Below are 10,978 nucleotides of genomic sequence, written 5' to 3' on the forward strand. Positions count from 1 at the left end.
TCGTCCCCGGTCCGGGCGCGGTTTCGCTAGTCCTCGGCGGTCCGGTCCACTCTCATGGATGCAGGCTCACGCTCATGGCTGAGTCGCAGCGCCATCCGAGGACATTCTTTGACTGCCGTTCGGGCGTGCTCGATGAGAGCCCTCGGAACGACTGGGTCCCGTTCCCCGGTCACTGGCAGGGGATAGCCCCACGGATCTGCGGTCACGATCTCGGGGATCAGCTCGGTGCAGACCCCGCGCGCTTCGCAGGCGACCCAGTCGATGACCAGTCGCGTGGTCATCTCCCGCCCCCGGTGCGAGGCCGTTCCGTGCAGAGGCCCTCTCGGTGTCGCCGTACCTCGTCCTTGAAGGTTCGCATCGTGCTACGCGCCAGCCGCACCGTTCCGGTCGGATGGTGGCAGGCGCCTCGTGTCTCGGTGATACGGCACAGCCATTCGACGTCTGACTCCATTTGAGTGGACGCGCGCCCTCGGGCCAACCGGGTCATGGTGTCTGCCAGGGCCGGCAAGCCGTTGACGCACGGGCCGCACTGGCCGGCGTTCTGACCGGCAAGGAACTCAAGAACCCGGGCCGAGTAGCGCAGTCCGCACCCTGATTTCGGCAGGACCACCAGTACGCCGGCTCCAGGGGAGGCGTCGTAGGGGCGCAGGTCGGATCGGGTGAGACGTAGTCCGGCATGCACATCCGCCCAAGGAACCCAGCCACCATGGAAACCCCCGACGAGAACGGCCGACGCCGCGCCGATCAGATCGCCCGCGTCATCGATGATGGACTCGATTCGAGCGCCACCCTCGACCTCGAGCACTCCAGGGCGGGCGACGCCGCCCGACACTGTGACCAGTCGGCTCCCCGGTTCGTCCGCCGTACCGCGCTCACGGAACCAGGCGGGTCCGAACCGGGCGATCAGCGCCAGGTTGGCCAAGGTCTCCACGTTCTGGACCAGCGTCGGCCGCCCCCGGACTCCCTGGGTGAACACGCGGGGAGGGGTGGTTGTCGGCAGGGCGAGGTTGCCGTTTATGGCCGAGACGAGAGCTGACTCCTCACCCGACAGGAACGCGTCTTCCGCGACGAACGGGATGACCTTGACGCGGTCTTTCCGCTCAGCCATCGCTGGAAGTACGCAGTCCTCGAGGAGATCTCGCGGCCCGTACACATACGCTCTCCGGGCGCCAACGGTCGCTGCGGCGACCTGGACACCGTCGAGGACCAGATGGGGGCTGTGGCTCAAGAGGTAGCGGTCCTTGCGGCTGGCCGGCTCGCCTTCGGCGGCGTTCGCGACCACGACGGGACGCGACCCATCGGCCACAGCGGCGAGCTTGCGGGACACCGGGAACCCTGCGCCGCCACGGCCGGTGAGACCGGCGCTGGCCACGGCCTCGATGAGCTCACCCTGGCCGAGGCGAGGCAGCTCGCCGAGCGTGTCGAGATGCTCGGCGAAGCTCAGCCTGGCACAGTCCGCCAGGGGCGTCGTCGAGACGGTCACGTCCATGGCACGCCTGTGGGCGCGACGGGTGCGGGCACGACCAGAATCTCGACGTCCTCCTGGCTGGAGAGAACTCGCCAGCCGACCGCGCCAGCCACCGCCACGAGGCAGCCGCCGGTGAGGACCAGCAGCCATCCGCTCGTCCCGTCGGTTCCGTTGCCGATGGCATGGGCAACCGCCAGCGGCCAGAAGGCATACGCGAGCCAGTGCACGGCGCGCCAAACACGCCGTCCGATGCGGTCTCTCAGCAGGCTGGACACCACGAGCAGGACTACCAGGTCGAACGCCAGGGTCCCAAGGCCCTGCCAGAGGGGGCGGTACGGCGCATCGAATGGGATCAGGACATCCGTGAGCCGCAGCTGCGCGTAGGGGTCGAAGAGAAGGGTCGTGATGTGCAGCGCGACAAACCCGAGCGCGGTCAGGCTCACGGTGCGGTGCAGAGCCACCACGGCGAACTTGGGCAACCCGGTCAACGCGCGCCCGTTGCGAACGACGATGCCGAGGACGACGGAGACGGAGAACAGCACCACCGCGCTGACGCCGAACCCGCGCCCGAGGTACCACAGTGCGTTCGTCACGCCGGCCAGCCCCCAACCGTATGCACGGTGCCGTTGTCCGCCACCAGCCTGGCCGCGGCCCCGTGGCTGGCGAGGAACTCCACCGCGCTGCTCGCGCGGACTACGGCGGCGGTGGTCAGGGTGTTGGCCAGGACGCAGGTGGCTGCGGCCACGGACACCGTGCGCCACACGCGATCCGCGCTCATGCCGGTCATGGGATCCACGATGTGATGGAAACGGTCACCATCGCGCCACCAGGTGCGATGCAGCGTGGACGATGTCGCCATCGCCTGTGCGCCAGTCAGGCAGACGGTCGTCGACGGTTGGTCGTCACCGTCCTGGACGAGGATCGGCCACCCGTCGGGTGGGCCTTCACCGTCAGCGCGGAGGTCCCCGCCGAGACTGACGAGCACGCCGCATCCAATGGCCGCGGCGGCATGCGTGGCGGCGCGGTCCGCGGTCCACGCTTTCGCGGTGGCCCCGAGATCCAGGAGCACTCCCGCCGGCATCTGGAGATGCCTTCCCTCCAAGCGAATGTCGCGCCACGTCGACCGCCGCGAGAGACAGACGGTGCCCTGGCCGGCGGGGACGGCTGGCATCGTGCCCCCGGCGACGACGACATCCGCGATGTCACGCCCGTATCCGAGGTCCTCCAGGCACGTCCCGAGCGTCGGGTCGACCGAGCCATCCGTCAACCGGGCGGCAACCAGTGCCGTCTCGACCAGTTCGGCCAACAGCGGCGAGATCTCGTGGTCGACTCCCGCCTTCGACGTCACCCGACTGAGCCGGGACGTCTCCGAGTCCGGCCTGAACCGGCTGGCTGCAAGATCGACTCGCTCGATCCAGCTCTCGACAATGCGCCGGGCCTCCACGACGGCTCCGGGTTCGGTGGTGACCACCTTGATGGCCGTCGACCACGCCGACCACTCCTGCGATCCGTAGTCGACGGACCCGGGTGGATCGACCGAGTGGGCCGTGCTGGTGGACGCCACAGTGTCAGGACCCCGACGACTGGGCAACCGGGGTGCTAGTGCTGGATGACAGTGACTTAGCGGCAGCCTTCTGGGCGGCGGCAGCCTGCTGGGCGGCGGCAGCCTGAGCGGCAGCCTGCTGCTTCGCGGCCTCCGTGCGGGCGGCAGCCTGTGCCGCTGCGGCCTGGACAGTGGCCGCTTGTGCGGCGGCGGCTTGGGCGTCCACTTCAGCGGCCTGGTCGCGGGCCAACTGAGCTGTCTTCGCCTGGGCGGCCGTCTGCTGCTGAGCCGTAGCCGCCGCGGATGACGCTGTCAACGCTGCCTGGTGCTCGTGACCCAGCCCCACTGCGACGGCCGACGACCCGGTCAGCGCGAGTCCGGCGACGATGGTGGTGACGTTTCGCACCCGGCGTCGGCCGGTAGCTCTGAGCTGGTCGGGTGTCATGGCGGCCTCTGGTCGGGTCGGGGTACGGCGGCGCCGTCGGTACCGTCGTATCCTGACAGCGCGAGCAAGCCAGACTGTCTGGAAACCTTCTGAATCGCCTGGGAGGGTATTCGCCTGATCTGCGGGCCGCCCGCAGTCGCCCGAACGCGCACAGCGGGTTCAGAGGATTCTCAGCGTTGCGCGCCGCCCCGCTAATGCGATGCTGTCCGCAGCACCACGGCGCGCCGCCAGCCCACTCGAGGCCGTCAGTCTCGCGGCGGGAGTTTGCCATCTGGACGCGCTGAGGGGTGAGCGAGATGTCAGAACATCAACTGGGCGACCCCGGCAGGGGTCGACTCACCCGCGCAGACGGCTCCCCGCTGCGCGTGCTGGTCGTCGACGACGAGCAGAGCCTGGCCGATGTCCTCACCAGCGTGATGAGACTTCAGGGCTGGGACGCGCAGACGGCATACGGAGGTCGTCAGGCGCTGACCATTGCCACGACCTTCCGGCCGGACGTCGTCATCCTCGACATGATGCTGCCCGACATCGACGGCCTCGAGACCCTGAGACGCCTGACCAGCCTCGACCTGACGGTGAGAGTCATCTTCCTCACCGCCCGTGACGGTGTCGAGGATCGGATCGGCAGCATCACGGCCGGAGCGGACGACTATCTGAGCAAGCCGTTCAGCCTCGAAGAGCTCATCGCCCGCGTACGCGCGTTGCTGAGGAGGGTGGGGGTGGCCGATCCGGGTGGTGTCGAGGAGCTCGTCGTCGGAGACCTCCGCATGAACCTCGACTCACGGGAGGTTCACCGCGGGGGAGTGTACGTCGAGCTGACCCCCACCGAGTTCTCCTTGCTGCAGTACCTCATGTCCAACCCTCGACGTGTCCTGTCCAAGACCGAGATCATGGATCAGGTCTGGGGTGATGACTTCGGCGGTCAGATCCACATTGTCGAGCTCTACATCAGCTATCTCCGCAAGAAAATCGACGCCGGCCGGGCCCCCATGATCCATACCCGGCGAGGAGCCGGCTACCAGATCAAGGCCTGCGAATGAGGCTCCGACACCTGTCGGCCCGACGGCCCCGGACCTTGCGATCCCGCCTGACTACCGGGCTTCTCGTGCTGTTGGTGACGGCCTGTCTGGCGGTTGCCGTCACGACAGCTCTGGCTCTGCGATGGTTCCTGATGGATCGCCTCGACGCGCTCCTGGTCGATGCGAATGGGCGGTACAGCGTCAGCCTCGAGCATCCTGGGGCCGGCGAACCAGACGCTGACAACGCTGGGACAGCTCCCGGGCAGTCGGTCGGCACACTCGGAGTGCGACTCATTTCTGGTGTACCCGTCACGGCGGCGGTAGTCCGACCAGATGGTTCGAACCAGCCGATTCTCCTGACGACAGCGGATGTTCAGAACATTGCCTCGGTGGTGCCCAACGGTGTTCCGGTCACTCTGGAGCTTCAGACGCTCGACGACTATCGAATCATCGCCACTGCGGGGCGAGACGGTGACGTCCATGTCACCGGGCTGCCGCTGCGCCCGGTTGACGAGACCCTGGCTCGGGTCGCCGTCATCGAGCTGGTCAGCTTCCTGGTGATCGTCATCGCCGGTGCGATCGCGAGCATGAGTTTTGTCCGGTGGTCGCTGCGTCCCCTCACGGCGGTCGCCAGGGTCGCCGTCGAGGTCTCCGACCAGCCACTGGACGCCGGGCATGTCGACCTCGGCGACCGTGACCTCCCGACCGACCCCAGCACCGAGGTGGGACAGGTGGGGCTGGCGGTTCATCACCTGCTCGACCACGTCGAGGCCTCGCTCCGGGCCCGCCACGCCACTGAGGAGCAGCTTCGGCTCTTCATCGCAGACGCCAGCCACGAGCTGCGCACACCCCTTGCGACCATTCGCGCCCATGCCGAGTTCGCGCGCATGACACCGGGGCTTCCCGAACCCGTCAACGCGTCCCTGGACCGCATCGACAGCGAGTCGGAGCGGATGGGTCGGCTGGTCAACGACCTCCTGCTGCTCACCCGCCTCGATGCCGGCCGCCCGTTGGACTGCACGGAGGTAGACCTGACCCGGATCGTCGTCGAGGCCGTGACCAATGCTCGGGCTCGTACTCCGGGCCACGGATGGCGGCTCGATCTGCCACGCCAAACCGTTCTCACCCAAGGAGATCCATACCGGCTTGCGCAGGTCGTGACCAACCTGCTTACCAACGCGGCGACGCACACGCCGGAAGGAACAACGGTCTCGATCGCCCTTCACCGCTCCGAGACTGTCGACGAGGTGACCGTCGCCGACGATGGGCCTGGCTTCGACGCGTCCGTGGTGTCCTCGCTGTTCGACCGGTTCAGTCGCGCCGACCCGTCCCGAAACCGAAGCAACGACAACGCCGGACTCGGACTCGCCATCGCCCGCGGCATCGTCCACGCCCACGGCGGACAGCTCACCGCAGAACGCGACCATGACGTCACCACGTTCCGAGTGACCCTTCCGCGCGCACGTTCGCGCTCCATTCGCACTGAACAGCAAGCCGAACCCATTCCCGTCTCGCTGACCCGCCGGCAAGATGATCTGCCAGCAGACCATTAGGTCACGAGCGAGCGCGTGCACGAGCCACCGTGAATCCCCACAGCTGACGAGCGAGAAAACGACGCGGCGAGGCGGGCACGCCTGGTCTCGTCGCTGACGGTGGGCATCGTCTGTCCCAGAACGTGGCGGTTCGAATGTGTCTGCTCGGCGATGTCAGCGAAGCGGGTGAGGCTCCAACCGGAGCTCACGGCCTCGCGCATGCGCTGCCAGCCGTCTCCGTGCCGGTCCAGATGGCGGTGGGTCAACACCACGTGGGTGCGTCCGGGCGTCATCTGGGTGAAGGTGATCTCGATTTCGCTGCTCTTGGCGGGGTCGGTCTCGATCTCCCATTGGGTGTTGATGTCCCAGCTGAAGCAAACCCGCCGGGGTGGGTCGTACGCGAGCACCCGCGCCCAGCGGCACTCACTGCCGTCGGTCCCTCGGTCGATGATGTTGCCGCCGACGTGGGGCTCGAAGACCATCTCGGCCAGCGGTACGTCGAGGATGTGTTTGTCGTCGTCCCACCAGGTGCCGATCTCGACGGTGAACACCTGGAAGGCCCGTTCGATCGGTGCGTTGACGTCAACGGCGGTGCTGACTGACGTTGTTTCGGTGGTGGTGGTCATGTGTCCTCCGGTTGTTCGGCCGCGTCAGCGAACGCGGCGAGGGATCGGGTCCAGAACGCGTCGAAGTAGGCGCGGATGATGGCGAGCGCCTCGGGGTCCACGGTGTAGATCCGTCGGGTGCCGACCGCCTTGTCGGTGACCAGTCCGACGGTCTTGAGGATCTGCAGGTGCTGTGATACCGCGGACCGGGTGATCGGCAGGTCCTTGGCCAGGTCGCTGACCGCGGACGGCCGGTCGACGAGCCGTTCGACAATCGTCCGTCGGGTCGGTTCGCCGATCGCGTCAAGTAGCGCAGTTGCGTTAGCGATCACTAACGCAAGTTACGACTAACCGAGGACAGTGTCAAGAACCGTTGTGGTTCATGAAAGAGATCGGTGGGCTCGGGGTCGGCTCTCTCGGTCGAGGTTGAGCCGTTGCGGGTCGGGAATCCGAGGTTGGTGTATCCGGGTGCACGTTCGGCCACGATGAGGCTAGGCACGACGAACACTGGTGCTGTACCAACCGATTCGGACGAACCCTGGTCCAACCTCTAGAGTGAGCCCCTGACCTGCGCAGATGCGGTCAGGGGTGCTCTGGTGATCGTCATGTCTCACCCGGGAGCATTCCGGGCGCGTCGCTCATGGGGTGACCACCCGCGGTCGCGGCCATTCGCTGCACCGTTGTCGAGGCGAGAGATGTTGTCGTTGTGAAGGTTTTGCTGCTGGAGAACATCCACCCCGTCGCCACCCAGTCGTTGCGTCGCGAGGGGTTCGAGGTCGAGACGCGCGGCGGATCGCTCAGCGAGGGTGAGCTTGTCGAAGCGCTGCGGGGGATCTCGCTGCTCGGCATCCGGTCCAACACCAAGGTCACCTCCCGGGTCCTCGAAGCGGCGACGGACCTGCTGGCGGTCGGGTGCTTCTGCATCGGGACCAACCAGGTCGACCTGGTGGATGCGGCGGCCAGCGGGGTGGCCGTCTTCAACGCCCCGTTCTCCAACACCCGCAGCGTTGTCGAGCTGGTCCTCGGGGAGATCGTCGCGCTGGCGCGTCGGTTGACCGAGAAGACGCAACGCATGCACGACGGCATCTGGGACAAGTCTGCCAAGGGCAGCCACGAGATCCGGGGTCGCACCCTCGGCATCGTCGGCTACGGCAACATCGGCACGCAGCTGTCCAACGTCTGCGAGGCCATCGGGCTTCGGGTGATCTTCTACGACACGGCAGACCGCTTGGCTTACGGCAACGCTCGGCGGGTGGGCTCCCTGGAGGAGCTGCTGGTCGAAGCCGACATCGTCAGCCTGCACGTGGACGGACGACCGGGCAACGCGGGCCTGTTCGGTGCCGACCAGTTCGCCCTGATGAAATCGGGATCGGCGTTCATCAACGCCTCGCGAGGGATGGTGGTCGACGACGTGGCGCTGCGCGACCACATTCTGTCGGGGCACCTGTCTGGCGCCGCGATCGATGTCTTCCCCGCCGAACCCAAGGCCCAGGGCGACCCGTTCGAGTCTCCGCTGCGAGGCCTGGACAACGTCATCCTGACTCCACACGTGGGCGGGTCGACGCAGGAGGCGCAGGAAGAGATCGGCGCCTTCGTGGCCGCCAAGCTCCACCAGTTCGTCGGCAGCGGCGCCACCGCGTTGTCCGTGAACCTGCCAGAAGTCCTGCCAGCAACGACCCCGGGCGGCTTCCGGATGGCATACCTGCACGCCAACGTCCCCGGGGTGCTCGCCGCCATCAACCTCAGGCTGGCCGATGCCGGGGTCAACATCGTCGGCCAGTCCCTGTCCACACGGGGGGAGCTCGGGTACGTCGTGACCGACACCGACATCGCGCTCGACGAGGCGACGCTGGCATCGTTGGGCCGCTCGCCTGAGGCCGTCTGGCTCCGCACCTGGTCGAGCTGACCTGCGGCCAGCCTGTCAGCCCGCCGCGCATGGCCGCCCGACCAACCTCGAACCCGACTGCAAGGACCTCCTCGTGAGCGCAGGCACCGGACCACTGGACGCGCTGCTGAGCGCACTGCCGGGGCGGGTTCTCATCGCGCCTGACGAGCTGGCCGCGTACTGCGGGGATGCCTCACGCGCGAGCCTCGACGGGCTCCCGCAAGCGGTCGTCACGGCGCGGTCGACCGACGACGTCGTGATCGCCCTGCGGTGGGCGAACCAGCACCATGTCAAGGTCTCGGTACGCGGCAGCGGCACCGGGCTGACCGGCGGCGCCGTGGCCTACCCCGACGGGCTGGTCGTCTCACTGGCCGCCATGGACCGCGTCCTCGGCATCGACCCGGCCAACCGGCTGGCCGACGTGCAGGCCGGCGTCGTCACCGCCGACATCGACGAGGCGGCAGCGGCATACGGGCTCATGTATGCACCGGACCCCGCCAGCTACCGGGAGTCGACCATCGGCGGCAATATCGCGACGAACGCGGGGGGCCTGCGCTGTGTGAAGTACGGCGTGACGGCCGACAGCGTCGCGGGCCTGGAGGTGGTGCTGGCCAGCGGCGACATCATCACCACGGGAGGTCGCACGCGCAAGGACGTCGTGGGCTACGACCTCACCCGGCTCTTCGTCGGGTCGGAGGGGACGCTCGGGGTGGTGACCGCGGCCACTGTCCGGCTGGTCGTGCGGCCGACCGGCGACACGGTGACGTTCCGGGCGGTCTTCCCGACCCTCGCCACGGCCGGGGTGGCTGTGACAGCGATCATGGCGACCGCGCTGGTTCCCGAGGTAATGGAGCTGATGGACCGGCTCAGCGTCGACCTCGTCGAGAAGCACTACCCCACCGGGCTGAGCACCGACGACGCAGCCGCCGTGCTCGTCGGTCAGTTCATCGGGCGGCGGGCCCATGAGGAGTCGGCGGCAGCCGCCGAGGTATGTCGCGCGGCCGGCGCGGTCGGTGTCGACGAGGCCGAGGGCGACCTCCTACTCGAGGCACGACGCGTCTCGGGCCGGGCCCTGTCCGCGGAGGGCCTACGCGTCTCGTCGGACGTGGCGGTGCCGATTGCGCGGCTCGCCGACATGTTCCTCGCCATCGAGCAGATCAGTCGGGAAGAGGGCGTCGCGATCCCCACCTTCGCTCACGCCGGCGACGGCAACCTGCACCCCTCGGTGATCGTCGACCCGGCGGACGCAGCGGCCCGCGACCACGGCGAGCTCGTCCTCGACCGCGTCAGTGACGCGGCTCTAGCCCTCGGCGGGACGCTGTCGGGAGAGCACGGCATCGGGTCCCTGAAACGGCACGCACTGCCCAAGCAGCTCGACCCGGCGACCCTCGCCGCGCACCGGCTGGTCAAGGACGCCTTCGACCCGCAGCACATCCTGTCGCCGGGCCGCGGCATCTGGGGGTCGAGTAGGATCCGTGCAGCCGTTAGCGCTAAGGGGCCCGACGTCAGTCAGCGGCTGGTGGTGATGTGGCGGTAGATCGTCATGGGACTGACGGCGCAGGATTGGGCGATCTCGGCCATGGTGAATTGGCGTGGGCCGTACATCCGCTGTGCCTTGTTGACCAGTGCGGGAGTCATTTTGGGTTTGCGGCCACCGTGGCGACCGCGGGCCCGAGCGGCGACGAGCCCGGCGTGGGTGCGTTCGGTGATGAACGCGGCTTCGTACTCGGCCGAAGACGAGGGTGCCGTGGGCGGTGGTGGTGTCGATGATCCCGTTGGTCAGGGACTTCACTCCGACGCCGCGTTCGCGCAGGGTGGCGACGATGTCGACCAGGTTGCGTCCGAGCCGGTCAATTTTCCAGATCACCAGGGTGTCACCTGGTCGTAGATCGGCCAGGCAGGCGTTCCGCTGTGGCCAGTCGGTCCGAGTGCCGGTCGCGGTATCGGTATAGGTCTTCAGGCAGCGCTCGGCGGCCAGGGCATCCAGCTGCAGTTGGGGGTTTTGGTCGGCGGTACTGACTCTCGCGTAGCCAATGAGGTCTGCTATGACGCGGAGCCTATCGAAACCCGTCGACGACCCTTGTTTCGTGAGGTTGATTGTGGGGTGCGATTTTGTGAGTGGTTGACCTGCGGTGACGTCCCAGTTGGGTCGAGACGATGGTGGTCTATCGAAATCCCTCGTTTGCGATAGACCCCCTCGCCCCGCGCCCTTGGAGATTTTCGACGCAGGACGCGTTAAACGCCTATAGTACGGATTCCGTATTAGAACGGAGTGTGTGGTGGACGTAGTCGTTTTTGGAGCAGCTGGATCGACGGGGCGGTTGTTATGTCGTGACGCGCTGGCAGCGGGGCATCAGGTGCGGGCGGTCAGCCGCCGCTCAGATCCGCTTGGGTTGCCACCCAGTGAGCAACTTGTTCAAGTTCGCGCCGACGCGGTCTCGGGTGTTGGAGTGGCAGCTGCCATCAAGGGGGCAGATGCTG

The 10,978-nt window shown here is 67.5% G+C and carries 12 protein-coding genes and 1 pseudogene; 5 read left to right on the forward strand and 8 right to left on the reverse strand.

The genetic code is table 11. From position 1 onward, the window contains the following. Window positions 1–26: 26 nt before the first annotated feature. Genes ABI385_RS06565 through ABI385_RS06585 form a run of 5 tightly spaced genes read right to left on the reverse strand, consistent with a single transcriptional unit; the run spans window position 27 to window position 3,456 of the window. Window positions 27–281 (reverse strand): ferredoxin, encoded by a 255-nt coding sequence (locus ABI385_RS06565; protein WP_348102942.1) that lies wholly within the window; start codon window positions 279–281, stop codon window positions 27–29. After that, window positions 278–1,489: an NADH-ubiquinone oxidoreductase-F iron-sulfur binding region domain-containing protein gene (locus ABI385_RS06570; protein ID WP_348102943.1), complete on the reverse strand. Its 1,212-nt coding sequence runs from the start codon at window positions 1,487–1,489 to the stop codon at window positions 278–280. The genes ABI385_RS06565 and ABI385_RS06570 overlap by 4 nt, the downstream gene beginning before the upstream one ends. Continuing rightward, on the reverse strand, window positions 1,480–2,061 hold the full coding sequence (locus ABI385_RS06575; RefSeq protein ID WP_348102944.1) for a ferric reductase-like transmembrane domain-containing protein: 582 nt from the start codon (window positions 2,059–2,061) through the stop codon (window positions 1,480–1,482). Before ABI385_RS06575 ends, ABI385_RS06570 begins: the two co-directional genes overlap by 10 nt. Beyond that, on the reverse strand, window positions 2,058–3,032 hold the full coding sequence (locus ABI385_RS06580) for an FAD:protein FMN transferase (protein ID WP_348102945.1): 975 nt from the start codon (window positions 3,030–3,032) through the stop codon (window positions 2,058–2,060). The genes ABI385_RS06575 and ABI385_RS06580 overlap by 4 nt, the downstream gene beginning before the upstream one ends. Window positions 3,033–3,036: 4 nt before the next feature. Then, window positions 3,037–3,456 carry a hypothetical protein gene (locus ABI385_RS06585; protein ID WP_348102946.1) on the reverse strand — a complete coding sequence of 140 codons (420 nt, stop codon included), beginning with the start codon at window positions 3,454–3,456 and terminating at the stop codon, window positions 3,037–3,039. A gap of 296 nt (window positions 3,457–3,752) precedes the next feature. Between ABI385_RS06585 and ABI385_RS06590 the strand changes: the two genes are divergently transcribed. Next, window positions 3,753–4,496 carry a response regulator transcription factor gene (locus ABI385_RS06590; protein ID WP_348102947.1) on the forward strand — a complete coding sequence of 248 codons (744 nt, stop codon included), beginning with the start codon at window positions 3,753–3,755 and terminating at the stop codon, window positions 4,494–4,496. Window positions 4,497–4,864: 368 nt separating this feature from the next. Next, a complete protein-coding gene (locus ABI385_RS06595; protein ID WP_348102948.1) occupies window positions 4,865–6,028 on the forward strand; it encodes a HAMP domain-containing sensor histidine kinase in 1,164 nt (387 codons plus the stop codon). Here ABI385_RS06595 and ABI385_RS06600 read toward each other — a convergent pair. Continuing rightward, on the reverse strand, window positions 6,025–6,633 hold the full coding sequence (locus ABI385_RS06600) for an SRPBCC family protein (protein ID WP_348102949.1): 609 nt from the start codon (window positions 6,631–6,633) through the stop codon (window positions 6,025–6,027). The genes ABI385_RS06595 and ABI385_RS06600 overlap by 4 nt on opposite strands. Then, a complete protein-coding gene (locus tag ABI385_RS06605; protein ID WP_348102950.1) occupies window positions 6,630–6,944 on the reverse strand; it encodes a metalloregulator ArsR/SmtB family transcription factor in 315 nt (104 codons plus the stop codon). The genes ABI385_RS06600 and ABI385_RS06605 overlap by 4 nt, the downstream gene beginning before the upstream one ends. A 374-nt stretch (window positions 6,945–7,318) precedes the next feature. Between ABI385_RS06605 and serA the strand changes: the two genes are divergently transcribed. Continuing rightward, window positions 7,319–8,518 (forward strand): phosphoglycerate dehydrogenase, encoded by a 1,200-nt coding sequence (serA, locus tag ABI385_RS06610; RefSeq protein WP_348102951.1) that lies wholly within the window; start codon window positions 7,319–7,321, stop codon window positions 8,516–8,518. A gap of 73 nt (window positions 8,519–8,591) precedes the next feature. After that, window positions 8,592–10,034, forward strand: coding sequence for an FAD-linked oxidase C-terminal domain-containing protein (locus ABI385_RS06615; RefSeq protein WP_348102952.1), 1,443 nt, complete (start codon window positions 8,592–8,594; stop codon window positions 10,032–10,034). Window positions 10,035–10,235: 201 nt separating this feature from the next. Here the strand turns inward: ABI385_RS06615 and ABI385_RS06620 are convergent. Next, window positions 10,236–10,760, reverse strand: a pseudogene (locus ABI385_RS06620) (recombinase family protein); the annotation flags it as partial. Window positions 10,761–10,776: 16 nt separating this feature from the next. On the opposite strand from ABI385_RS06620, the gene ABI385_RS18480 reads away from it, so the two are divergent. Further along, the coding region (locus ABI385_RS18480; RefSeq protein WP_407068236.1) for an NAD(P)H-binding protein at window positions 10,777–10,978 on the forward strand (202 nt) is incomplete at its 3' end.

The sequence above is a fragment of the Lapillicoccus sp. genome, from assembly GCF_039935575.1.
Classification (GTDB): domain Bacteria; phylum Actinomycetota; class Actinomycetes; order Actinomycetales; family Dermatophilaceae; genus Lapillicoccus.

Bases quoted from the DNA above. Each gene is read 5' to 3' on its own strand.
- ABI385_RS06565 (WP_348102942.1), bottom strand. From the start codon at position 281: ATGACCACGCGACTGGTCATCGACTGGGTCGCCTGCGAAGCGCGCGGG.
- ABI385_RS06570 (WP_348102943.1), bottom strand. From the start codon at position 1,489: ATGGACGTGACCGTCTCGACGACGCCCCTGGCGGACTGTGCCAGGCTG.
- ABI385_RS06585 (WP_348102946.1), bottom strand. From the start codon at position 3,456: ATGACACCCGACCAGCTCAGAGCTACCGGCCGACGCCGGGTGCGAAAC.
- ABI385_RS06590 (WP_348102947.1), top strand. From the start codon at position 3,753: ATGTCAGAACATCAACTGGGCGACCCCGGCAGGGGTCGACTCACCCGC.
- ABI385_RS06600 (WP_348102949.1), bottom strand. From the start codon at position 6,633: ATGACCACCACCACCGAAACAACGTCAGTCAGCACCGCCGTTGACGTC.